Below are 22,836 nucleotides of genomic sequence, written 5' to 3'. Positions count from 1 at the left end.
ACCCCGCGCCCCGCCGACGTCGCCGTCGCGCAGCCGCGGGACACGGCATCCCCCCTCTCCACCGAAGGAGCACTCATGACCACCCCGCTCACCTCCGCCCGCCGCATCCCGGCCGATCTGCCGGAGCGCATCCAGCACTACATCGGCGGTCGCTTCGTCGATTCGGTCGACGGCGACACCTTCGACGTCCTCGACCCGGTGACCAACACCACGTACGTGACCGCGGCGGCGGGCAAGAAGGCCGACGTCGACCTCGCCGTCGCCGCCGCACGGAAGGCGTTCACCGAGGGGCCGTGGCCGCGGATGCTGCCCCGCGAGCGCTCGCGGGTGCTCCACCGCATCGCCGACCTCGTCGAGTCGCGCGACGAGCGCCTCGCCGAGCTCGAGTCCTTTGACTCGGGTCTGCCCATCACGCAGGCGCTGGGGCAGGCGCGTCGCGCCGCCGAGAACTTCCGCTTCTTCGCCGACCTGATCGTCGCCCAGACCGACGACGCCTTCAAGGTTCCCGGACGCCAGCTCAACTACGTCAACCGCAAGCCGATCGGCGTCGCGGGCCTGATCACGCCGTGGAACACCCCGTTCATGCTCGAGTCGTGGAAGCTCGGTCCCGCGCTCGCGACCGGTAACACCGTGGTGCTCAAGCCCGCGGAGTTCACGCCGCTGTCGGCATCCCTGTGGGCCGGCATCTTCGAAGAGGCGGGACTGCCCGAGGGGGTGTTCAACCTCGTCAACGGCCTCGGCGAGGACGCGGGGGACGCGCTCGTGAAGCACCCCGACGTGCCGCTCATCTCGTTCACCGGCGAGAGCTCGACGGGCCAGCTCATCTTCGCGAACGCGGCGCCGTTCCTGAAGGGACTGTCGATGGAGCTCGGCGGCAAGAGCCCCGCGATCGTCTTCGCGGATGCCGACCTCGACGCCGCGATCGACGCGACCATCTTCGGCGTCTTCTCGCTCAACGGCGAGCGCTGCACCGCGGGCAGCCGCATCCTCGTGGAGCGCTCGGTCTACGACGAGTTCGTCGAGCGCTACGCCGCGCAGGCCGATCGCGTGACGGTCGGATACCCCGACGACCCCGCGACCGAGGTCGGCGCCCTGGTGCACCCCGAGCACTACGCGAAGGTCATGTCGTACGTGGAGCTCGGCAAGACCGAGGGACGCCTGGTCGCCGGTGGCGGCCGTCCCGACGAATTCCCCGAGGGCAACTTCGTCCGTCCCACCGTGTTCGCCGACGTCGCCCCCGACGCGCGCATCTTCCAGGAGGAGATCTTCGGCCCCGTCGTGGCGATCACGCCCTTCGACACCGAAGAAGAAGCGCTCGCCCTGGCGAACGACACGAAGTACGGCCTCGCCGCCTACGTGTGGACGAACGACCTGAAGCGCGCCCACCTCTTCGCGCAGAACGTCGAGGCCGGCATGGTGTGGCTGAACTCCAACAACGTCCGCGACCTGCGCACCCCGTTCGGCGGTGTGAAGGCCTCGGGCCTGGGCCACGAGGGCGGCTATCGCTCGATCGACTTCTACACCGATCAGCAGGCCGTGCACATCACGCTCGGCGGCGCCCACAACCCCACCTTCGGCAAAGGAGCCTGAGATGACCGACCGCAGCAAGATGACCCGCACCTCGTCGGGGTTCTTCGTCTCGCAGGAGGCCCCCATCGAGGCCTCGATTCCCATCCCCACCCCCACCTCGCCCGCGCCCGACATCCTGCGCTGCGCCTACATGGAGCTCGTGGTCACCGACCTCGCGGCATCCCGCGTCTTCTATGTCGACGTGCTGGGCCTGCACGTCACCGAAGAGGACGACGAGGCGATCTACCTGCGATCGACCGAGGAGTTCATCCACCACAACCTGGTGCTGCGCCGGGGCGACGTGGCCGCGGTCGCCGCGTTCTCGTACCGCGTGCGCTCAGCCGACGACCTCGACAGGGCGGTGGCGTTCTACGAAGAGCTCGGCTGCGACGTCCGCCGCGAGCCGAACGGTTTCACGAAGGGCATCGGCGACTCCGTGCGCGTGGTCGACCCGCTCGGCTTCCCGTACGAGTTCTTCTTCGACACCGAGCACCAGGAGCGCCTGTCGTGGCGCTACGACCTGCACTCCCCCGGCGAGCTCGTGCGCCTGGACCACTTCAACCAGATCACCCCCGACGTGCCCCGCGCGGTGAACTTCATGCAGTCGCTCGGCTTCCGCGTGACCGAGGACATCCAGGACGAAGAGGGCACCGTCTACGCCGCGTGGATGCGCCGCAAGCCCACCGTGCACGACACCGCCATGACCGGCGGCGACGGACCGCGCATGCACCACGTGTGCTTCGCCACGCACGAGAAGCACAACATCCTCGCCATCTGCGACAAGCTCGGCGCCCTCCGCCGATCGGATGCCATCGAGCGCGGCCCCGGCCGCCACGGCGTCTCGAACGCGTTCTACCTGTACCTGCGCGACCCCGACGGCCACCGCGTCGAGATCTACACGCAGGACTACTACACCGGCGACCCCGACAACCCCGTCATCACGTGGGACGTCCACGACAACCAGCGTCGCGACTGGTGGGGCAACCCCGTCGTCCCCTCCTGGTACACCGAGGGCTCGCTCGTGCTCGACCTCGACGGCAACCCGCAGCCGGTCCGCGCCCGCGAGGACTCCAGCGAGATGGCCGTCACCATCGGCGCCGACGGGTTCAGCTACACCCGCGCGCCCGAGGACGCGGCATCCGGTCCCGGCGAGTTCAAGCTCGGCAACCAGCTCTGACCCCCTCTTCGCGCGAGATGCCAGTATTCGTCGCCGGGAACCCCTCCGAAGCGACGATTCTCGGCGCCTCACGCGGCACGAACAGGAGACCCATGCTCACCGACGCACAGATCGACGCCATCGCGGCCGAACTCGCCGAGGCCGACCGCACCCACGCGGTGATTCCACGGATCACGGCCAGATACCCGGATGCCGTGGTCGAGGACTCCTACGCGATCCAGGGCCGCTGGCGCGACACGCAGATCGCCGCGGGTCGCACGCTCGTCGGCCGCAAGATCGGACTGACCTCCAAGGCCATGCAGCAGGCCACGGGCATCACCGAGCCGGACTACGGAGTGATGTTCGACGACACCGTCTACCGCTCGGGCGACGACATCCCGGTCGCACTGTTCTCGAACGTGCGCATCGAGGTCGAGCTGGCCTTCGTGCTGAAGACCGCGCTCGAGGGCCCCGCCTGCACGCTCGTGGACGCCCTCGCCGCGATCGACTTCGCGGTGCCCGCGCTCGAGGTGCTGAACTCGCACATCGAGCTCGAGGGACGCACGATCGTCGACACGATCAGCGACAACGCCGCCTACGGCGCGATGGTGCTCGGCGACGTGCGCAAGCGTCCCGACGAGATCGACCTGCGGTGGGTGCCGGGTGTGCTGAGCCGTAACGGCGAGATCGAAGAAACGGGCGTCGCCGCGGGCGTCCTCGGCCACCCGGCGACGGGCGTCGCGTGGCTCGCGAACAAGTTCCACCAGCACGGCGCGCGCCTCGAGGCGGGCGAGATCATCCTGGCAGGATCGTTCACCCGGCCCATGTGGGTCTCCCGGGGCGACGACGTGCTCTGCGACTACGGACCGATGGGAACGATCTCATGCCGCTTCGTCTGAACCCGACCTTCCGCGCCGCGCTCGCGGCATCCGATCGCCCCCTCGCGGGCATGTGGCTGTGCACCGGCAACCCGGTGATCGCCGAGGTCGCCGCGGGCTCCGGCCTGGACTGGCTGCTGATCGATATGGAGCACTCCGCGACCTCGGTCGAGCAGGTGCTCGTACAGCTCCAGGTCGCGGCCGCCTACCCGATCACCCCCGTCGTGCGCGTCCCCTCGAACGACCCCGTCACGATCAAGAGGGTGCTCGACGTCGGCGCGCAGAACCTCATCGTGCCGATGGTGTCGTCCGCCGACGAGGCGCGCGCCGCGGTCGCGGCCACCCGGTATCCGCCCGCCGGTGTGCGCGGCGTCGGCAGCGCCCTCGCCCGCAGCGCGCGCTGGAACCGCGTCGACGACTACCTCGCCGACGCCAGCGCGCACGTCTCGCTGACCGTGCAGATCGAAACGACCGCGGGGGTCGACGCGGCGGCCGAGATCGCCGCCGTCGACGGGGTGGATGCCGTCTTCGTCGGTCCCGCGGACCTGTCGGCATCCATGGGTCTGTTGGGTCGGCAGTCGCACCCCGACGTGGTCGCGGCGGTGCACGCCGTGTTCGCCGCGTGCCGGGATGCCGCGACCCCGGTCGGCGTGAACGCCTTCGACCCGGCGGTGGCCGAGGCCTACCTCGACGCGGGCGCAGACTTCGTCGCGGTCGGTGCCGACGTGGCGTTGCTGGCCCGGGCGTCCGAGGCGTTGGCGGCGCGGTTCGTCACGGGACGGCAGGACGGGCGCGCGAGCTACTGACGGCCGCGGCGTCGGCCCGACCGGTCGCGGCGTCGTGCCGACCGCGGCGTTCCGGAACGGGCCCGGTCGTCACGGGGCCCGCGACGCCCCGAGCGCGACGAGTTCCGCGCGGGTCGCGACGCCGGCCTTGCGCAGCAGGTTCGACACGTGGAACTTCGCGGTGTTCTCGCTGATGCTCAGCTGGGTCGCGATGGCGCGGTTGCGCGCACCCGCGACGACGAGAGTCAACACCTCCCTCTCGCGGGGACTCAGGTCGACCGCGTCGTCCAGCATCTCGGGGCGGGCCGGGGGATCGAGAGGGAGCCGCACCGACAGCTCGGATCCCCAGCCCACGGTGGAGGCGACCTCGAAGTCGCCGTTGAGCGCGCTCACACGCTCCACGATCGGGCGCAGCGAATCGTCGTGCGCGGTCAGGCGCCCCTCGCCGTCGTCGCGGATGCCGATCAACAGGTTGAGCCCGTCGCAGTCCCACTGGATGCGGACGCGGTGCGGCGCCCCGCGGTCGAGCAGGGCGAGGACGGCGCTGCGCACGATGGCGCGTGCCTCGTGCGCCACCTCTCCGGGAAGGGCGCGACCGGTGGTGGGCGGCTCGACGAACTGCACATCGAGGTCGCCGTGGCGGACGAGCGGGCGCAGGTCGCTGCGCAGCCGCGCGAAGGCGCCCGTGACCGGCTCGAGCAGGGCGCTGCGCTGGCGATCCGTCGAAGTCCGCAGCACCACCAACGCCGCCGCGGCCGCCTCGATCGCCAGGGCGCGAGCCGCGCGGTCGTCCAGACGGGGTGAGCGCAGGATGGCCAGCACGGACTCCAGCGTGACGGCGTGGCGGTCCGCCTGCTCGGCGACGACGCGTTCGTGCTCGATGACGAGCGCGCGCGAGGCCGGCGACGGCAGGGGTCCACTCTCGATCATGACCTCAACCTAGCCCAGCGGACACACCTACCCGTTCGGGTAGGCACCCCTCTGCCGTCGACCGGCATCGCCGCGCGCCGGCCGCGCCGAGCATGGACCCATGCCCTCTTCCGCCGCCCCCGTCGAGACCTCCCTCGCCCGCATCGCCGCCGAGGTGGCATCCGTCCTCGACCGCCTCGTGGCCGAGCCCGGCGATCTGGAGCGCGTCCTCGACGTCCTCACCGAGGCGGATCGCGTCTTCGTCCTCGGAGCCGGACGCTCCGGCTCGGCGCTTCGCATGACCGCGATGCGTCTCATGCACCTGGGGCTCGACGTCCACGTCGTCGGCGAGACCACGACACCCGCGATCCGCGCCGGCGACGCGCTTCTCACGGCCAGCGGGTCGGGCACCACCCCCGCGATCGTCCGGGCCGCCGAGACCGCGGCCGCGGTGGGGGCGCGGATCGCGGCGATCACCACGGCATCCGACTCCCCCCTCGCCGCCGCCGCCGACGCCCTCGTCGTCATCCCCGCGGCGGCCAAGCTCGACCGCTCGGCCACGGCCTCGGCGCAGTACGCCGGGGCCCTGTTCGAGCAGGTCGTCGTCCTCGTGGGCGACGCCGTGTTCGACGCCCTGTGGCAGCGCTCCGGTCTCGACGCCGATGACCTGTGGCCCCGCCACGCCAACCTCGAATGACCCACCCCAGAGAGTAAGGACACCCGCATGAAGCTTCAGTTCGCCATGGACACCCTGTCCACCGAGGCCGCCCTCGACCTCGCCGCCGCGGCCGCGCCGCACGTCGACATCCTCGAGCTCGGCACCCCCCTCATCAAGAGCGAGGGCCTCTCGGCCATCACCGCGATCAAGCAGGCGCACCCCGACAAGATCGTCTTCGCCGATCTCAAGACGATGGATGCCGGTGAGCTCGAGGCCGACATCGCCTTCTCCGCCGGAGCGGATCTCGTGACGGTGCTCGGTTCGGCCGGCGACAGCACGATCGCCGGCGCCGTCAAGGCCGCGAAGAAGCACGGCAAGGGTGTCGTCGTCGACCTCATCGGCGTCGCGGACAAGCCCGCCCGGGCCAAGGAGGTCGTGGCGCTCGGCGCCGAGTTCGTCGAGATGCACGCCGGCCTGGACGAGCAGGCCGAGGAGGGCTTCACCTTCGGAACGCTGCTGCGCGACGGCGAAGCGGCCGGCGTGCCGTTCTCGGTCGCCGGAGGCGTAAACGTCTCGAGCATCGCCGACGTGCAGAAGTCGGGCGCCCAGGTCGCCGTCGCGGGCAGCGCCATCTACAGCGCCCCCGACGTGGGCGCCGCGGCCGCCGCGCTGCGCGCCGCGATCGTCTGACCGCACGGAGCGCAACGACAGAGGGACCGGGCCGCTACGGCCCGGTCCCTCTGTCGTCTCGGAGGATCAGTCCTCGTCGTCGTCCTCTTCGTCGTCGTCGCCGATGATCTCGATGTCCTCGACCTCGAGCTCGGGCGTGAGCTGCACGTGCACGAGCGCGTCGGGGAACGAGGTCTGGCCGGCGAACACCACGATGATGGCGTCGGCGAACACGCCCACGCCGATGGCCTCGAGGTCGGTGCGCAGGTCGACGTCCGCGTCGAGTTCGTCGTCGTCGAGCGCGTCCTCGATGTCGCTCGAGACCTCTTCGACGATCGCGCGCCAGCGGTCCTCGCTCACCGACAGGACGTCCTTGAGGTTGGACAGGATCGCGTCGAGGTCGGGCTCGTCGTCCTCGTCCAGCTCGGGGTCGAGATCGACCTCGACCTCGACGCCGGCGGCATCCAGGTGTCCGGAACCGATGACGCTGTCTTCGTCGATCTGGGCGTCTTCGAGCAGGCCGCTCTCGGTGACGCGGCGGAGGAGGTCGTTCAGCACGGACTCAGTCATAGAAGAACTCTGACACGTCCCGGCGCCGGGCGCCTCCCCCATTGCGCGCGACATCCCGTGTGTTCAGCGTGCGGCACGCCGTGGTTCACCGATCGACGGTGGCGACGGGATGCCGCGCACCCCGCGTCAGACGGATGCCGCCCGCTCCGCCGCCTCGACGACGTTGGTCATGAGCAGCGCGACGGTCATGGGTCCCACCCCGCCCGGGTTGGGCGAGACGAAGCCCGCGACCTCGGCGACGTCGGGATGCACGTCCCCGTGGACGCGGCTCTTGCCGGTCTCGGGGTCGGTCTCACGGGTCACGCCCACGTCGAGCACCGCGGCGCCCGGCTTGACGTCCTCGGCGCGGACGATGTGCTTGACGCCCGCGGCGGCGACGATCACGTCCGCCTCGCGCAGGTGCTTCGCCAGGTCGGCCGTGCCCGTGTGGGTCAGGGTCACCGTGGCGTTGATCTCGCGGCGCGTCAGCAGCAGACCGATGGAGCGGCCGATCGTGACGCCGCGCCCGACGACCACCACCTCTTTGCCCTTCAGGTCGTAGTCGTTGCGCAGCAGCAGCTCGATGACCCCCCGCGGGGTGCACGGCAGCGGCGTGAGGATCGGGGCGTTGACGTTGAGCACCAGGCGCCCGAGGTTGGTGGGGTGCAGGCCGTCGGCATCCTTGGCCGGATCGATGCGCTCGAGGATCGCGTCGGTGTCGATGTGCTTCGGCAGCGGCAGCTGCACGATGTAGCCGTGGCACGCGGGGTCGGCGTTGAGACGGTCGATCACGGCCTCGACCTCGTCCTGCGTGGCGTCGGCGGGGAGCTCGACCTGGATGGAGTTCATCCCGATCGCCTCGGACTGCTTGTGCTTCATGCCCACGTAGAGCTGCGAGGCGGGGTCGGCGCCGACGAGCACGGTCGCAATGCCCGGGACGATGCCCTTCGCGCGCAGCGCCGCCACGCGCTCGGTGAGCTCGGCCTTGATCGCCGCGGATGCGGCCTTTCCGTCGAGAATCGTCGCCGTCATGGCATCCCTCGTTCCGTGTCTGTCGTTCTCATGATGGTGTCGCTGCCGCTGTCCCGGCCATGGCTGGTGCGTCGGGCGTTGGCGCCGTCGCCGTCGCCGGTATCACCGCACCGATAAACGCCGATGCTGTCGAGACACGCGGCCTGGCACCGTGTCTCGACAGAAACACCGTTTATCGACGCTCGGGCCGGGCGACTGCCGCTCGGGACCGCCCGACTGCCGCTCGCGACCGCGCGACTGACGCCCGGGACCGCGCGACTGCGGCGCCGCGAGCCCGACGCGGAGAGCACCGGATGCCGGGGCGGGGCCGCACACGCGGCCCCACCCCGGCGAGGGCTCACTGCTGCAGGTCGGGGTACAGCGGGAACGCGGCGGTCAGCGCCGCCACGCGGGCGCGCAGGGCCTCGACGTCGGCGCCGGGGATCAGCGCGAGGGCGATGACGTCGGCCACCTCGGTGAACTCGGCGTCGCCGAAGCCGCGGGTCGCGAGGGCGGGCGTACCGATGCGCAGGCCCGAGGTCACCATGGGCGGGCGCGGGTCGTTCGGCACCGCGTTGCGGTTGACGGTGATGTGGATGTCGTGCAGCAGGTCTTCGGCCTGCTTGCCGTCGATCTCGGCCTCGCGCAGGTCGACGAGCACGAGGTGCACGTCGGTGCCGCCCGAGCGCACGGCGATGCCGGCGTTCTTGACGTCGTCCCGGGTGAGGCGGTCCGCCAGGATGGCCGCTCCCCGCAGGGTGCGCTCCTGGCGCTCCTTGAACTCGGGCGTCATCGCCAGCTTGAAGGCCGTCGCCTTGGCGGCGATGACGTGCATGAGCGGACCGCCCTGCTGGCCCGGGAAGACCGCGGTGTTGATCTTCTTGGCCAGGTCGGCGTCGTTGGTGAGGATGAGGCCCGAGCGGGGACCGCCGATGGTCTTGTGCACGGTGGTCGAGACGACGTGCGCGTGCGGGATCGGCGAGGGGTGCACGCCCGCGGCGACGAGGCCCGCGAAGTGCGCCATGTCGACCCACAGCAGCGCCCCGACCTCGTCGGCGATCGCGCGGAAGGCGGCGAAGTCGAGCTGGCGGGGGTAGGCCGACCAGCCGGCGATGATGACCTTGGGCTTGTGCTCGACGGCGAGGCGACGCACCTCGTCCATGTCGATGACGCTGGTCTCGGGGTCGACGCCGTAGGCGACGATGTCGTACAGACGGCCCGAGAAGTTGATCTTCATGCCGTGCGTCAGGTGACCGCCCTGGTCGAGGGCGAGACCGAGCAGCGTGTCGCCGGGGCGCGCGATCGCGTGCAGCACGGCCGCGTTCGCCGAGGCGCCCGAGTGCGGCTGGACGTTGGCGAACTCCGCGCCGAACAGGGCCTTGGCCCGCTCGATGGCGAGCGATTCGGCGACGTCGACCTCTTCGCATCCGCCGTAGTAGCGGCGGCCGGGGTAGCCCTCGGCGTACTTGTTGGTCAGCACCGAGCCCTGCGACTGCAGCACCGAGACCGGCACGAAGTTCTCGGACGCGATCATCTCGAGGAACCCGCGCTGGCGGTCGAGCTCGCGCTCGAGCACCTGGGCGATCTCGGGATCGACCTCGGACAGAGGGGCGTTGAAGTACGGATCGGTCATGCGATCTCCTTGACGATGGTTCCGGATGCCGCGGACTCGGCGAGCCCGCGAAGATACCGCATCGACCCAGGCGTGCGGTCGAATACCGTCAAGCGGTCGCTCCCCGGTGGTTACCCACCTCAACGCCAGTCGCGACGCTGCCACTTTAGCGGGTATCGGGGCGCGATCCGGGCTGCTTCCGGCATCCACTGGTCCTCCACAGGTGCGGCTGCGGCCGTTGTCGACTCGACGCCGAGGGATCACGGATGCCGCGACCGCGAGCCCGCGTAAAATGGGGGCGTGACCGACTCCCCCCACGTGCGCGCGCAGGCGCCCCTCGCTCCCGGAATGCGCCCCCGGCCGTCGGCCGTCGAGATCGGCAGCGTCGTGTGCGGGCTCTTCGCCTTCGTCACGCTGGCCATCTGGGGATTCACCGCGTGGCCGCTGCCGTGGAACATCGTCGCCGGTATCGGCGCCCCGGCTCTCGCGATCATCGTCTGGGCGCTGTTCGTCTCTCCCCGCGCCGTCCTCGCGGTCCACCCCTTCGTGCGCGCCCTCGTCGAGCTGTTCGTCTACGCCGCGGCGACCGTGGCCTGGTGGAGCATGGGGCAGGCGCTCATCGGTCTGGTCTTCGCGATCGTCGCCGTCACCTTCGGCGCGCTGAACGGACGCCGGCGCCTGGCATGACCGACGCCGTCGCGCTGCTCCGGGCCGAGCTCGGCGAGCGCGTCGACACCTCGGCGAGCGCCCTCGAGGCCGCACGCTCCGACAAGTCCGGCCACGCGGCCGCGGGCCTTCCCCTCGCGGTCGTGAACGCGGGATCCATCGCCGACGTCCAAGCCGTGATGCGCATCGCCACCGCCACCCGCACGCCCGTCGTCCCGCGCGGTGCCGGCACGGGACTGGCCGGCGGGGCCAACTCCGGCGGTGGCGAGATCAGCCTCTCGCTGCGCGGGATGGACCGCATCCTCGAGGTGCGCCCCGACGATCTTCTCGCGGTGGTGGAGCCCGGCATCCTGAACGCCGACCTCAACGCGCAGCTCGCCCCGCACGGCGTGTGGTGGGCACCCGACCCGGCCAGCCGCGCCATCTCGACGGTCGGCGGCAACATCGCCACCGGCGCCGGCGGCCTGTTGTGCGCCAAGTACGGCGTGGTGCGCGATGCGGTGCTCGGCGTCGACCTCGTGCTCGCCGACGGACGACTGCTTCACCTGGGACACCGCAGCGTCAAGGGCGTGACCGGTCTGGACCTCACCTCGCTCGTCATCGGCTCCGAGGGCACCCTGGGCGTGGTGGTCGGAGCGACCCTCAAACTGCGCCGCGCCGTCGAGGGCGAACGGGTCACGCTGACCGCCCTGTTCGACGGCGTCCGCGCCGCGGCCGTCGCCTCCGCCGCCGTCACCGCCTCGGGCGTGCAGCCCGCGATCATGGAGCTGATGGATGCGACGAGCCTGGCGGCCGCGCACCGCCTGCTCGGGCTGTCGGCACCCGCTCCCGGTGTCGCCCAGCTGACGGTCCAAACCGACGGACCCGTCGCCGCGGACGAGGCGCGGGCGATCGCGGACGTCCTGCGCGCGGCCGGGGGAACCGTCGCGATCGCCCGTGACGCCGCCGAGGGCGAGCAGCTGCTCGCGGTCCGCCGGGCGATGCACCCCGCGATGGAGACGCTCGGCACGACGCTCATCGAAGACGTCTCGGTGCCGCGCAGCGCGCTGCCCGACATGTTCGACGAGATCGCCCGCATCGAGGAGCGGTTCGGTCTGGTCATCCCCGCCGTCGCCCACGCCGGCGACGGCAACCTGCACCCCAACTTCGTGTTCGAGGGCCCCGAGGTGCCCGCGGTGGTGTGGGAGGCCGCCGAGGAGCTGTTCCGCGCCGCCCTCCGCCTCGGTGGGACGCTGACCGGCGAGCACGGCATCGGGGTGCTCAAGCGGCGCTGGCTGGCCGACGAGCTCGGCGACGACCAATGGGCCCTGCAGCGTCAGATCGCACGGGTGTTCGACCCCCTCGGCATCCTGAATCCGGGCAAGGTCTTCGCCGACTGAGCGGCGCGGCGGTCCCTCCCGGCTGACCATGTGATGAGACCGTGATGTGGAGGATCGATTCCCCGTCACATCCGCGCATAGCATGAGAAGACTGACTTCTGGGGGGTTTGACTATGACCGACGGCGCACCTGGCACCGACGGCGCGACGTACGCCTGGGCTCCCACCGAGCCCGCGAAGCGCAAGAACCGCTCCGGCCTGTGGATCGGCATCCCCGCCGGTGCGACGGCCGTGGCCCTCATCGCGGCGTCGCTCGTGCTGATCGCGCCGGGCGCGTCGGTCGCCGGCGTGCAGATCGGCGGCCTCACCGCCGGCGCCGCCGCGCAGGCCATCTCGACCCGTCTGGCGGACACGACGATCACGGTCGACAGCCCGGCCGGTGCGGTCACGGTCACCGGTGCCGAGCTCGGCGCGACCGTCGACGCGGCGGCTCTCGCCGACAAGGCCTTCTCCGACAACCCGATGTGGAAGCCCGCCGCGTGGTTCCCCGAGGGCACGGGCGTGTCGGTGCAGATCGACGCCGCCGAGGCGGCCGCGGCCCTCAGCGCCAAGGCCCCCGGCGCGTACCGCGCCCCGGTCGACGCGACCCTGGCCTACGACGCCGGCTCGCAGGCCTACGTCACCACGCCCGCCCAGCCCGGCGAGGGCATCGACACGGCCGCCGTCACCGCCGCGCTGCAGTCGGCCTTCGACGCCGGCACCCCCGCGACCGAGGTCGAAGCCACGCTCGTCCCGGTCGACGCCGCCGTCTCGACCGAAGAGGCCGACGCGGCCGTCGCCTCGCTCAACGGCATCCTGGACTCCGCCGGCTTCTACATCGGCGACGAGCGCACCGTGCCCGTCGACCGCGCGACCGCCGCGTCGTGGCTGACCGTCACCCCCGACGGCAAGGGCGACTTCGCGATCTCGGCCGACGAGTCCGCGATCGCCGCGGCCGTCCAGGGTCTTCCCGCCGCCGTGAACCGCGCCGCGGTCAACGCGGACGTGATCGTCGACACCGGCGGAGAGGTCATCAAGACCCTGACCGAGGGACAGACGGGCCGCACCCTCGGCGACACCGGCAGCGTCGCCGCGGCCTTCGCGAAGCAGCTCGCCGACGGCAACGGCCGCTACGCGCTCGACGTCGCCGAGACGGCCTTCGACACGACCAAGACCGAGCGCCGCATCGACGTCAACCTGAGCACGCAGACCACGACGCTCTGGCAGAACGGTCAGGTGTACCGGTCGTACACGATCTCGTCGGGAGCGGGCGACCACGCCACGCACACCGGCGAGTTCCGCATCGGCTGGAAGACCGAGATGCAGGACATGGGCTGCGTCCCCGGCTACGACTACTGCACGAAGGACGTCCCCTGGGTCGCCTACTTCAACGGCGACGAGGGCTTCCACGGCACGTACTGGCACAACAACTTCGGAACGCCGATGAGCCACGGCTGCATCAACATGACGATCCCGCAGGCCAAAGAGCTGTACGACTGGGCCTACCGCGGCACCGAGGTGTCGGTCCACTACTGAGTCCTGCTCCCCGTGGAGGGGCGGATGCTTCGGCATCCGCCCCTCTGTCGTTCGTCCCGGCAGGTCGGCGTCATCTCGTCCGGCGTCGCTCCGCTGCATGCCCGCCCTGCGCTCTTTCCCGACATCATGCGTCCGTGGCCCCCGGCGAGCGCAAATCCTGCAATGGGGCCTCCGAGGGCCCGGCAACCGGCAGATCGCGGGAATTGTGCCCCGCCGACCAGCGGCCCGGACATGCAGAAGGGGCGGATGCCGATCGGCATCCGCCCCTTGCGGGTCGAGGGTCAGCGCAGGGCGTCGACCACGGCGTTCAGCGTCGCCGAGGGGCGCATGACCTTCTCGACGAGCGCCGTGTTGGGGCGGTAGTAGCCGCCGATCTCGGCGTGGTGGCCCTGGACGGCGTTGAGCTCGGCGACGATGGTCTGCTCCTCTGCCGCCAGCTTCTCGGCGACCGGTGCGAAGACGGCGGCCAGGTCGGCATCCGTCGTCTGCTTCGCCAGCTCCTGGGCCCAGTACAGGGCGAGGTAGAAGTGGCTGCCGCGGTTGTCGATCGTGCCCAGCGCACGACCCGGCGACTTGTCGTTCTCGAGGAACGTGCCGGTGGCGGCGTCGAGCGTCTGCGCGAGGACGCGCGCGCGGTCGTTGCCGGTGGTGTCGGCGAGGTGCTCGAGCGAGGCCGCGAGCGCGAAGAACTCACCCAGCGAGTCCCAGCGGAGGTAGTCCTCTTCGACGAGCTGCTGCACGTGCTTGGGAGCAGAACCGCCCGCACCGGTCTCGAACAGGCCGCCGCCCGCGAGCAGCGGGACGATCGAGAGCATCTTGGCGCTCGTGCCCACCTCGAGGATCGGGAACAGGTCGGTGAGGTAGTCGCGCAGCACGTTGCCCGTGACCGAGATGGTGTCCTCGCCGCGACGGATGCGCTCGAGCGAGTACCGCGTGGCCTCGGCCGGGGCGAGGATCTCGATCGTGAGGCCCTCGGTGTCGTGGCCGCCCAGGTACTCGTGCACCTTGGCGATGAGGTTGCGGTCGTGCGCGCGGGTCTCGTCGAGCCAGAACACGGCGGGCACGCCGGTGGCGCGGGCGCGGGTGACGGCGAGCTTGACCCAGTCGCGCACGGCGACGTCCTTGGTCTGCGTCGCGCGCCAGATGTCGCCCGTGCTCACCTCGTGCTCGAGCAGCACGTCGCCGTTCGAGGCGACGACCTGCACGCGGCCCGCGGCGGGGATCTCGAACGTCTTGTCGTGGCTGCCGTACTCCTCGGCCGCCTGGGCCATCAGGCCGACATTGGGGACCGAACCGATGGTGGCCGGGTCGAGCGGACCGTTCGCGATGACGTCCTCGATCGTCGCCTGGTACACCCCGGCGTACGAGGAGTCGGGGATGACGGCGAGGGTGTCGTCCTCTCCCCCGTCCGCGCCCCACAATTTGCCGCCGTTGCGGATGAGCGCGGGCATCGAGGCATCCACGATGACGTCCGAGGGCACGTGCAGGTTGGTGATGCCCTTGTCGCTGTTGACGTACGACAGACGGGGGCCCGAGGCCAGCGCCTCGTGGATCTCGGCGGCGATGGCGTCGCCACCCTCGACGTTCGACAGACCCGCGAGGATCGAGCCGAGGCCGTCGTTGGGGGTCAGGCCCGCGGCGGCGAGGGCGTCGCCGTGCCGGTCGAAGACGTCGGCGAAGAAGGCCTTCACGACGTGGCCGAAGATGATCGGGTCGCTGACCTTCATCATCGTGGCCTTGAGGTGCACCGAGTAGAGCACGTCGTCGGCCTTGGCCTGCGCGAGCGTGTCGGCGAGGAAGGCGTCCAGGGCCGCGGCCGAGAGGAACGTGGCATCCACGATCTCTCCCTGCAGGACCTTCAGGCCCTCCTTGAGCGTCTTCGTCTCGCCGTCGGCCGACACGTGCTGGATCGTGAGCACGTCGTCGTCGGCGATGACGACCGACTTCTCGTTCGAGCGGAAGTCGTCGTGGCCGAGGGTGGCGACGCGGGTCTTCGAACCCGCGCCGAACGCCTTGTTGCGGTGCGGGTGCTTCTTGGCGTAGTTCTTCACGGCCAAGGGCGCGCGGCGATCGCTGTTGCCCTCGCGCAGCACCGGGTTGACGGCCGAACCCTTGATGCGGTCGTAGCGGGCGCGCACGTCCTTGTCTTCGACGCTCGACGCCTCGTCCGGGTAGTCGGGGATGTCGTAGCCCTGCGACTGCAGCTCGGCGATCGCGGCCTTGAGCTGGGGAATGGATGCCGAGATGTTCGGCAGCTTGATGATGTTCGCCTCGGGCAGCGTCGCGAGCCCGCCGAGCTCGGCGAGCGCGTCGCCCACCTGCTGCTCGGGCGTCAGGCGCTGCGGGAAGGCCGCGAGGATGCGGCCGGCGAGCGAGATGTCGCGGGTCTCGACGTCGACGCCCGCCTGCTTCGTGACGGCCTGCACGATGGGCAGGAACGACGCGGTGGCGAGAGCCGGCGCCTCGTCGGTGTACGTGTAGATGATGGTGGAATCGGGCACGTCAGATCTCTCCGTAGAGGCGGCCAGGGTTGACGCCCAGCCTATCGCACCGCGGCAAAGTGTCTTGATATCAAGATAATTCGGATGCCGCCGCCCCGGCGTGGCCGGACGACGAACGCATGCGGGGGCATGCGATCTTGGGGGCGGGGTGGCCGTGCCGCTAGCCTGGGCGCATGGCCGACCTGCGTCTCGTCGAACTGTCCGCCGCCACGATCGTGGCCGTCAACACGCTCTCGCTCAAGCCCGGGCAGGAGCAGTTCCTCGCGCCGGTGAGCTACGGGATCGCCGCGACCGTCAGCAACCCGCAGACCTCCTGGCAGCGCGTCGTGCTCGACGGTGACGAGGTCGTCGGCTTCGTCAGCGCCAACTTCGACCGCGACGCGCACGAGGAGCACTTCCAGTCGGTGCTGTGGCGAATCAACGTCGACGCCGACGAACAGGGCCGCGGCGTCGGCAGCTTCGCGATCGCCGCGGTGATCGAAGAGGCGCGCGGACGCGGCATGGACCACGTCGACGTCATCTACGAGCCCGGCGACGACGGCCCCGAAGCGTTCTTCCGCCGCGTGGGCTTCGAGCCCGTCGGCGAGACCGAGTACGGCGAGGTCATCGCGCGCGTCCACGTCTGACGCCGCCGGCGCGCGTGCTCGTGTGACGATGCCGGCGCCCGTCCTGGTGTGACGCTGCCGGCGCCCGTCCTGGTGTGACGCTGCCGGCGCCCGTCTTGCCGTGACGCTGCCGGCGCCCGTCCTGGTGTGACGTCGCCGGCGCCCGTCCTGGCTCAGCTCGGGGCGCGCTGAGCGCGGGCGGTCGCGCGCCCTCACCGAACTCGGAGAAACGCACGAAACTCGGACAATCCCGGGCGAAGAGTCCGAGTTCCGCGCGATCTTCCGAGCTCGGTGCGCGCTGTAGCGCGGGCGGTCGCGCGCCCTGCCGAACTCGGAGAGACGCACGAAACTCGGACGATCCCGCGCGAAGAGTCCGAGTTCCGCGCGATCTTCCGAGCTCGGTGCGCGCTGTAGCGCGAGCGGTCGCGCGCCCTGCCGAACTCGGAGAGACGCACGAAACTCGGACGATCCCGGGCGAAGAGTCTGAGTTCCGCGCAATGTTCCGAGCTCGGGGCCGCGCTGGCGCCGCTGCCCGCTCGACCGCGGGGCAGCCCCCACCCGGCGCCCCGATTGGTGCCGCGCGCCGCGAACCGCGTGCTGCGTCCGACGGCCCAGGCCGCGCGCGACGCTCCTCTCGCGCGACGCGCACGCATGGAAGTCGGAGAAACGCGCGTGAGTCGGACGATCTCGGGCGAAAAGTCCGAGTTTCGCTCGATGTTCCGAGCTCAGCGCCGCGGCCTCGTGCTCGCACGCGACCCCGGAGCCGCGGCCTGGTGCGCGCACGCCTCCTCCCCCGCGCCGGATGCCTCCACCGGAGGGCCCATTCGGGCGGAACGCAGCCCCGGACTCCGCGACACTCGCGCCATGGAACTTCGAGAATGGCTCATACTCCGGGGCGGCATCGCGGCGCGGACGGCGGCCGGCGACGCGGGATTCGACGTGCGGCGGGTGCGCGACGCCGCGCGCGCGGGCGAAGTCGAGATCGTCCGCCGACGGTGGATCGCCACGGGCGACGCCCCTCCCGACGATCTGGCTGCGGCGCGGGCGGGCGGCGTCGTCGCTTGCGTGTCCGCGGCCCGACGGCGAGGGTGGTGGATTCCGCCGACCGTCGAGGAACGTCTGCACCTGCGCCTGGCTCCGAAAGCGGCTCATGGCGGTGCAGGGGATGGCATCCGGGTGCACTGGTCGCGCGCGATCGTACCGGTCGCCGGGGATGCTCTGCTCGAGAGCATCGAGGACACCCTCGCGCACGTCGCTCGCTGTTTGGGGACGGAGGACGCGCTGGTCGTCTGGGAGTCCGCGATCCGGACCGAGAAGCTCGACCTCGAGGCGCTGCGGCGCGTGAGATGGCCGTCGCTGGCCGCCAGAGCGTGCGCGGATGCCGCGGGCTCGCAGGCCGATTCCGGCCTGGAGACCATGGTGGTCTCGCGTGTCCGCGGGTGGGGTGTCCTCGTGCGCCAGCAGGTCGTGATCGCCGGACGGCCCGTCGACCTGCTGATCGGCGCCCGCCTGGTGACCCAGTGCGATGGGTGGCAGTTCCACTCCTCGTCCGCCCAGCGCAGCGCGGACATCGCGCACGACGCCGAACTCCGGCTCCGCGGGTACACCGTCCTGCGTTTCAGCTACGCGCAGATCATCCATGACTGGCCGTCGGTGGAGCGGACGCTGCAGCGCGCCATCGCCGCCGGCCTCCACCTTTAGCGACCGCCGCCCGGCGCGCGAAACGCGGAGAAACGCATCATTCTCGGAACATCGCGGCCGGATGTTCCGAGTTACGCGTCGGATTCCGAGCGGCGCACGCGGAGCAGCGCACGCGGGGCAGCGCACCCAGGGCAGCGCACGCGGGGCGGCGCGCACGCCGGGACCCCGGGAGCAGCATCGGACCCCGCAGACGACGGATGCCACGCCCCGGCGGGGACGTGGCATCCGCGTTCGGACAAGGACGGGCTAGACCAGCGACTCCCGCCACGCGGCGTGCAGCTTGGCGAACTTGCCCGTGCCGGCGATGAGCGCGGCGGGGGCGTCGTCCTCGATGATGCGGCCGTGCTCCATGACCAGCACACGGTCGGCGATCGCCACCGTCGAGAGGCGGTGCGCGATGATGATCGCGGTGCGATCGGCCAGCAGCGTCTGCAGGGCGTCCTGGATGAGACGCTCGCTCGGGATGTCGAGCGACGCCGTCGCCTCGTCGAGGATCAGCACCGCGGGGTCGGCGAGGAACGCCCGCGCGAACGAGATCAGCTGGCGCTGACCCGCCGACACGCGACCGCCGCGCTTGTTCACGTCGGTGTCGTAACCGTCGGGCAGCTTGGAGATGAACCCGTCGGCACCCACCGCGCGGGCCGCCGCACGGATCTCGTCCATCGTGGCGTCGGGTTTTCCGAGCGCGATGTTGTCGGCGACCGTGCCGCTGAACAGGTACGCCTCTTGCGTGACCATGACGATCGCGCGGCGCAGGTCCTTCGGGTGCAGGCGACGCAGGTCGACGTCGTCGAGGGTGACAGCGCCCTTCGTGGGGTCGTAGAAGCGCGAGATGAGCTTGGCGAGGGTCGTCTTGCCCGCGCCGGTGGTGCCGACGAGGGCGATCGTCTGCCCCGCGGGGATGTCGAGCGTGAAGTGCGGCAGGATGACGCGCCCCTCGGTGTAGCCGAAGGTGACCTCGTCGAAGCGGACGTGCCCGCGGGCGCTCCACAGATCGACCGGGTCGGTCGGGTCGGGGACGGTCGGTTGCTCCTCGAGCACGCCCGACACCTTCTCGAGCGCCGCCGTCGCCGACTGGTACGAGTTGAGGAAGAACGCGACCTCCTGCAAGGGCGAGAAGAAGTTGCGCACGTACAGCACCGCGGCCGTCAGCACACCGATCTCGAGCGGGCCGGCGATGACGCGCCCGCCGCCCCAGAGCAGCACCACGGCGACCGAGACCGCGGCCACGGTCATGATGCCCGGCTCGAACGTGCCGAACAGGCGGATCGAGCGCATGTTGACGTCGCGGTAGTCGGCGGCGAGCTTTCCGAACTCCTCGTCGTTGCGGGGTTCCTTGCGGAACGCTTTCACGGCGCGGATGCCGGTCATCGACTCCACGAACTTGACGATCACCTGCGCGCTGATGACGCGCGACTCGCGGTAGATGACCTGCGAGCGCGCGTAGAACCAGCGCATGAGGAAGTACATCGGGATGCCCATGAGGGTGAGGATCAGCCCCGACTGCCAGTCGATGAGGAACAGCGCGGCCAGGGTGAACAGGCCGTAGAGCACGCCCGAGACGAGCTCGTTCAGCCCGCCGTCCAGCAGCTCGCGGATGGTGTCGAGGTCGCTCGTCTGACGCGAGATGATGCGGCCCGAGGTATACGACTCGTGGAACTCCAGGCTCAACCGCTGGGTGTGCAGGAAGATGCGCTTGCGCAGGTCCAGCATGACCGCCTGGGTCAGGCGGGCGGCGACGACGACGTACCACCCGATCAGCACGGCACCGCCGATGCCCGCGAGCAGGTACACCCCGACCACGCCGTAGGTCGGCATCCAATCGCTTCTCTCGATCACCGCGGGCAGGGCGTTGTCGATGCCGTAGGCGATGAGAGCGGGACCGGCCACGCGCAGCGCGGTCGAGACGACCAGGACGACGGCGGCGAGCACGAGCTGCCACCGCAGCGGCGAGACGAGCGAGCCGAGCAGGCGCAGCGAGCGCTGACGGATCGCGCGACTCTCGGCGCGCGTGTAGTCGGAGCGGTCTTCGCCGCTGGTTCCGGCGACGGTGGCGGTGGTCATCGGGTCGCCTCCTTCTCGGTGAGGGCGTCGTCGTCGGCGGCGGAGACGATCGGGATGGCCCCGGTGCGCGCCTCGCGCTCGGCCTCTTCGAGGCTCGAGATGACGTAGCGGTAGTGCTCGCTGGTGCGGAGCAGGTCGGAGTGGGTGCCGACGGCGGTGACGCGGCCGTCCTGCAGCAGGGCCACGCGGTCGGCCAGCGTCACCGTCGAGGGACGGTGCGCAACCACCAGCGCGGTCGTCTCGCTGAGCACCTCGCGCAGCGCGTCCTCGACGAGGGCCTCGGTGTCGACGTCGAGCGCCGACAGCGGGTCGTCGAGCACGAGCACGGCCGGGCGAGCCGCCACCGCGCGCGCGAGCGCGAGCCGCTGACGCTGGCCGCCCGAGAGGCTGAGGCCCTCTTCGCCGATGACGGTGTCGAGGCCGTCGGGCAGGTCGTAGACGAAGTGCGCCTGGGCGACCTGCAGGGCCTCGCGCAGGATCTCGTCCGCCTCGGCCGAGCCCGGCGCGAGGTCTTCACGACCGAGCAGCACGTTGTCGCGGACCGTCTGCGAGAACAGCGTGGCGTCCTCGAACGCCATGCCGACGTGACGGCGCAGCTCGGACAGCGACAGCTCGCGCACGTCCACGCCGTCCAGCAGCACGCGCCCTCCGGTGACGTCGTACAGGCGTCCCGGCAGGGTGGTCAGGGTCGTCTTGCCCGAGCCCGTCAGGCCGACGAGCGCCATGGTCTCACCCGGGCGGAGCGTCAGATCGACGCCGTCGAGCAGGTCGGGCTCGGTGTCGGCGGCATCCTGGTACCGGAAATGAGCACCCTCGAAGACGAGCTCCCCGCGGGGCTCCGCGATGGTGCGGGGCCGGTCGGGATCGACGATGGTGTTCTGCTCGTCGAACACCTCGAAGATGCGGTCGGTCGCCGTCCGCGCGTCGAGGAGGAACGAGAACAGGAACCCGATCGACTCCATCGGCCAGCGCAGGACGGTGGCCATGGCGAAGAACGCGACGAGCTCGGCCACCTGCAGCTGGCCGAGCTGCGTGAGCACGATGCCCGCGCCCAGGCACACGGCGAAAGCGATGTCGGGCAGCAGCACGAGCCAGAACCAGATCCAGCCGATCGCGCGGGCCTTGTCGATCTCGGTCTCGCGCAGCGATTCGGCCTGCCGGGTGAACTTCTGCAGCGCGTGCTTGCCCCGACCGAAGGCCTTGAGGACGCGGATGCCGTGGACACTCTCTTCCACCGAGGTGGCGAGATCGCCGGCCTGGTCCTGGCTCTGGCGCGTCAGTGCGCCGTAGCGCTTCTCGAAGCGGAAGCCGACGTAGATCACGGGAGCCGAGGTGACCAGGAACAGCGCGCCGAGCAGCCAGTGCCAGCGGAAGAGCAGGACCGCACCGATCACGATGGTCAGCAGGTTGACGACGAGCAGGATGACGCCGAAGGCGAGCCACCGGCGCAGCATGCTGATGTCCTGCATCATGCGCGAGAGCAGCTGGCCCGACTGCCACCGGTCATGGAAGGCGACGGGAAGACGCTGCAGGCGCGAGTAGAAAGACTGGCGCAGGTCGTATTCGACCTTGGTGGCCGGCGCGAGCACGAACCACCGGCGCAGCCACACCATCGCGGCCTCGGCGAGGCCGAGTGCGAGCACGGCGAGCGACCCCCACACCAGGGCGGTGGGGTCGAGCGAAGCGATGGGGCCGGCGACGATCTGCTCGAGGACGAGCGGGATCGCCAGCGCGAGCAGGCTCGCGATCAGCGCGGTGACGGCGCCCGCGATGAGGCGCGGCAGCACCGGGCGGGCGATGGGCAGCAGCCGCGCGAGCGCGCGCGGCGTCGAGAGGCGTTTCGGAGACGATGAGGTGGTCATGATCCTCGTGGGGTCGAAGCGGGCGCCGGGATCGGGCGCGGACAGGGATGCCGGAGGCGCGACGGAGTGCGTCGGTCGGGGCGGAGCGGGTGCGCCGGGGCGCGGACGCGGGCCCTAGGAGCGTCGGCCGGGACGCGCAGCGACGGAGGGTGCGGCGGCCGGGGCGACGGGGGCGTCGATCTGGTCCATGGCATCCTCCTTGATCGTGTGAGCCATCGCCGGGGGAACGACAGCCCTCCAGACTATCCCTGTGAGAACGCTGGGGGCAAGGGTGTCTTGCGCCTCACGCCGCGGATTCGCGCGCGAGCAGCCGTTCCTTCACGTCGGTCCCCCACGCGAAACCGCCCATCGTGCCGTCCGCGCGCAGCACGCGGTGACACGGGACGAACAGGGCGACGGCGTTACGGGCGCAGATGGATGCCGCGGCCCGCACCGCCGAGGGCGAACCCAGGGCGGTCGCGAGGCCGGTGTAGGTCAGCGGCTCACCCGGCGCGATGCGGCGCAGCTCCCGCCACCCCGCGAGCTGGAGCGCCGTGCCCTGCTGCGCGACCTCGACGTCGTCGATGGCCCGGACGTCGCCGGCGTAATAGGCGCGGACGGCGTCCGCCGCCGCCGTCTGCCCTTCGACGATCCGGGCGGGGCGCCGGTCGGGCCGCAGACGCGCGAGCACGGCATCCGGGTCGGCCGTCCATCCCGACACGATCACGCGATCGTCCGCGTCGGAGAGGATCGCGAAGCCGCCGTCGGG

General features: G+C 71.0%; 19 protein-coding genes and 1 riboswitch. Of the genes, 11 read left to right on the top strand and 8 right to left on the bottom strand.

The window, feature by feature from the left end:
* The first annotated feature begins 75 nt into the window (after positions 1-75).
* From hpaE to DBR36_RS08145, 4 genes are all read left to right on the top strand, one after another.
* Positions 76-1,590, top strand: coding sequence for a 5-carboxymethyl-2-hydroxymuconate semialdehyde dehydrogenase (gene hpaE, locus DBR36_RS08160; protein WP_108318401.1), 1,515 nt, complete (start codon positions 76-78; stop codon positions 1,588-1,590).
* Between the two features lies 1 nt (position 1,591).
* A complete protein-coding gene (gene hpaD, locus DBR36_RS08155) occupies positions 1,592-2,746 on the top strand; it encodes a 3,4-dihydroxyphenylacetate 2,3-dioxygenase (RefSeq protein WP_108318399.1) in 1,155 nt (384 codons plus the stop codon).
* Between the two features lie 92 nt (positions 2,747-2,838).
* Positions 2,839-3,624, top strand: coding sequence for a fumarylacetoacetate hydrolase family protein (locus DBR36_RS08150; RefSeq protein ID WP_108318397.1), 786 nt, complete (start codon positions 2,839-2,841; stop codon positions 3,622-3,624).
* A complete protein-coding gene (locus tag DBR36_RS08145) occupies positions 3,609-4,409 on the top strand; it encodes an HpcH/HpaI aldolase/citrate lyase family protein (RefSeq protein WP_108318395.1) in 801 nt (266 codons plus the stop codon). The genes DBR36_RS08150 and DBR36_RS08145 overlap by 16 nt, the downstream gene beginning before the upstream one ends.
* A 69-nt stretch (positions 4,410-4,478) precedes the next feature.
* On the opposite strand, the gene DBR36_RS08140 is transcribed toward DBR36_RS08145, so the two are convergent.
* Positions 4,479-5,318 carry a LuxR C-terminal-related transcriptional regulator gene (locus tag DBR36_RS08140; protein WP_108318393.1) on the bottom strand — a complete coding sequence of 280 codons (840 nt, stop codon included), beginning with the start codon at positions 5,316-5,318 and terminating at the stop codon, positions 4,479-4,481.
* Positions 5,319-5,418: 100 nt separating this feature from the next.
* Here DBR36_RS08140 and hxlB point away from each other — a divergent pair, with 100 nt between their 5' ends.
* Complete coding sequence (hxlB, locus tag DBR36_RS08135; protein WP_108318391.1) at positions 5,419-5,994, top strand: 6-phospho-3-hexuloisomerase; 576 nt, start codon at positions 5,419-5,421, stop codon at positions 5,992-5,994.
* A gap of 27 nt (positions 5,995-6,021) precedes the next feature.
* Positions 6,022-6,645 (top strand): 3-hexulose-6-phosphate synthase, encoded by a 624-nt coding sequence (gene hxlA / locus DBR36_RS08130; RefSeq protein ID WP_108318389.1) that lies wholly within the window; start codon positions 6,022-6,024, stop codon positions 6,643-6,645.
* Positions 6,646-6,711: 66 nt separating this feature from the next.
* On the opposite strand, the gene DBR36_RS08125 is transcribed toward hxlA, so the two are convergent.
* The 3 genes from DBR36_RS08125 to glyA all read right to left on the bottom strand — a co-directional run bounded on the left by DBR36_RS08125 (position 6,712) and on the right by glyA (position 9,817).
* Positions 6,712-7,194 (bottom strand): cytochrome C5, encoded by a 483-nt coding sequence (locus DBR36_RS08125; protein WP_108318387.1) that lies wholly within the window; start codon positions 7,192-7,194, stop codon positions 6,712-6,714.
* 126 nt (positions 7,195-7,320) lie between these two features.
* Positions 7,321-8,205 (bottom strand): bifunctional methylenetetrahydrofolate dehydrogenase/methenyltetrahydrofolate cyclohydrolase, encoded by an 885-nt coding sequence (locus tag DBR36_RS08120; RefSeq protein WP_108318385.1) that lies wholly within the window; start codon positions 8,203-8,205, stop codon positions 7,321-7,323.
* 337 nt (positions 8,206-8,542) lie between these two features.
* Positions 8,543-9,817: a serine hydroxymethyltransferase gene (gene glyA / locus DBR36_RS08115; RefSeq protein WP_108318383.1), complete on the bottom strand. Its 1,275-nt coding sequence runs from the start codon at positions 9,815-9,817 to the stop codon at positions 8,543-8,545.
* A 57-nt stretch (positions 9,818-9,874) separates the two neighbouring features.
* Positions 9,875-9,960: riboswitch (ZMP/ZTP riboswitch) on the bottom strand.
* A 136-nt stretch (positions 9,961-10,096) separates the two neighbouring features.
* Here glyA and DBR36_RS08110 point away from each other — a divergent pair.
* From DBR36_RS08110 to DBR36_RS08100, 3 genes are all read left to right on the top strand, one after another.
* Positions 10,097-10,483, top strand: a complete 387-nt coding sequence (locus tag DBR36_RS08110) for a YrdB family protein (protein ID WP_181373528.1) — start codon at positions 10,097-10,099, stop codon at positions 10,481-10,483.
* Entirely contained in the window at positions 10,480-11,841 is a 1,362-nt protein-coding gene (locus DBR36_RS08105; RefSeq protein WP_108318381.1) for an FAD-binding oxidoreductase, read from the top strand. The genes DBR36_RS08110 and DBR36_RS08105 overlap by 4 nt, the downstream gene beginning before the upstream one ends.
* Before the next feature lie 113 nt (positions 11,842-11,954).
* Complete coding sequence (locus DBR36_RS08100; RefSeq protein WP_108318379.1) at positions 11,955-13,355, top strand: L,D-transpeptidase; 1,401 nt, start codon at positions 11,955-11,957, stop codon at positions 13,353-13,355.
* A gap of 281 nt (positions 13,356-13,636) precedes the next feature.
* Here DBR36_RS08100 and DBR36_RS08095 read toward each other — a convergent pair whose 3' ends face one another.
* A complete protein-coding gene (locus DBR36_RS08095; protein ID WP_108318377.1) occupies positions 13,637-15,856 on the bottom strand; it encodes an NADP-dependent isocitrate dehydrogenase in 2,220 nt (739 codons plus the stop codon).
* 173 nt (positions 15,857-16,029) lie between these two features.
* On the opposite strand from DBR36_RS08095, the gene DBR36_RS08090 reads away from it, so the two are divergent.
* On the top strand, positions 16,030-16,482 hold the full coding sequence (locus tag DBR36_RS08090; protein ID WP_108318375.1) for an N-acetyltransferase: 453 nt from the start codon (positions 16,030-16,032) through the stop codon (positions 16,480-16,482).
* A gap of 843 nt (positions 16,483-17,325) precedes the next feature.
* Positions 17,326-18,162: an endonuclease domain-containing protein gene (locus tag DBR36_RS08085; RefSeq protein WP_258222625.1), complete on the top strand. Its 837-nt coding sequence runs from the start codon at positions 17,326-17,328 to the stop codon at positions 18,160-18,162.
* Positions 18,163-18,408: 246 nt separating this feature from the next.
* Here the strand turns inward: DBR36_RS08085 and DBR36_RS08080 are convergent, their stop codons facing one another.
* From DBR36_RS08080 to DBR36_RS08070, 3 genes are all read right to left on the bottom strand, one after another.
* Entirely contained in the window at positions 18,409-20,226 is a 1,818-nt protein-coding gene (locus DBR36_RS08080; RefSeq protein WP_108318373.1) for an ABC transporter ATP-binding protein, read from the bottom strand.
* Complete coding sequence (locus DBR36_RS08075; protein ID WP_108318371.1) at positions 20,223-22,088, bottom strand: ABC transporter ATP-binding protein; 1,866 nt, start codon at positions 22,086-22,088, stop codon at positions 20,223-20,225. Before DBR36_RS08075 ends, DBR36_RS08080 begins: the two co-directional genes overlap by 4 nt.
* 283 nt (positions 22,089-22,371) lie before the next feature.
* A partial coding sequence (locus DBR36_RS08070) for a methylated-DNA--[protein]-cysteine S-methyltransferase (protein WP_108318369.1) occupies positions 22,372-22,836 on the bottom strand: 465 nt, incomplete at its 5' end.

Source organism: Microbacterium sp. HMWF026, from assembly GCF_003061325.1.
Taxonomy (GTDB): Bacteria; Actinomycetota; Actinomycetes; order Actinomycetales; family Microbacteriaceae; genus Microbacterium; species Microbacterium testaceum_E.
This window is presented reverse-complemented; position numbering and strand designations above follow the sequence as displayed.

Bases quoted from the DNA above. Each gene is read 5' to 3' on its own strand.
- hpaE (WP_108318401.1), top strand. From the start codon at position 76: ATGACCACCCCGCTCACCTCCGCCCGCCGCATCCCGGCCGATCTGCCG.
- hpaD (WP_108318399.1), top strand. From the start codon at position 1,592: ATGACCGACCGCAGCAAGATGACCCGCACCTCGTCGGGGTTCTTCGTC.
- DBR36_RS08150 (WP_108318397.1), top strand. From the start codon at position 2,839: ATGCTCACCGACGCACAGATCGACGCCATCGCGGCCGAACTCGCCGAG.
- DBR36_RS08145 (WP_108318395.1), top strand. From the start codon at position 3,609: ATGCCGCTTCGTCTGAACCCGACCTTCCGCGCCGCGCTCGCGGCATCC.
- DBR36_RS08140 (WP_108318393.1), bottom strand. From the start codon at position 5,318: ATGATCGAGAGTGGACCCCTGCCGTCGCCGGCCTCGCGCGCGCTCGTC.
- hxlB (WP_108318391.1), top strand. From the start codon at position 5,419: ATGCCCTCTTCCGCCGCCCCCGTCGAGACCTCCCTCGCCCGCATCGCC.
- hxlA (WP_108318389.1), top strand. From the start codon at position 6,022: ATGAAGCTTCAGTTCGCCATGGACACCCTGTCCACCGAGGCCGCCCTC.
- DBR36_RS08125 (WP_108318387.1), bottom strand. From the start codon at position 7,194: ATGACTGAGTCCGTGCTGAACGACCTCCTCCGCCGCGTCACCGAGAGC.
- DBR36_RS08120 (WP_108318385.1), bottom strand. From the start codon at position 8,205: ATGACGGCGACGATTCTCGACGGAAAGGCCGCATCCGCGGCGATCAAG.
- glyA (WP_108318383.1), bottom strand. From the start codon at position 9,817: ATGACCGATCCGTACTTCAACGCCCCTCTGTCCGAGGTCGATCCCGAG.
- DBR36_RS08105 (WP_108318381.1), top strand. From the start codon at position 10,480: ATGACCGACGCCGTCGCGCTGCTCCGGGCCGAGCTCGGCGAGCGCGTC.
- DBR36_RS08100 (WP_108318379.1), top strand. From the start codon at position 11,955: ATGACCGACGGCGCACCTGGCACCGACGGCGCGACGTACGCCTGGGCT.
- DBR36_RS08090 (WP_108318375.1), top strand. From the start codon at position 16,030: ATGGCCGACCTGCGTCTCGTCGAACTGTCCGCCGCCACGATCGTGGCC.
- DBR36_RS08085 (WP_258222625.1), top strand. From the start codon at position 17,326: ATGGAACTTCGAGAATGGCTCATACTCCGGGGCGGCATCGCGGCGCGG.
- DBR36_RS08080 (WP_108318373.1), bottom strand. From the start codon at position 20,226: ATGACCACCGCCACCGTCGCCGGAACCAGCGGCGAAGACCGCTCCGAC.
- DBR36_RS08075 (WP_108318371.1), bottom strand. From the start codon at position 22,088: ATGACCACCTCATCGTCTCCGAAACGCCTCTCGACGCCGCGCGCGCTC.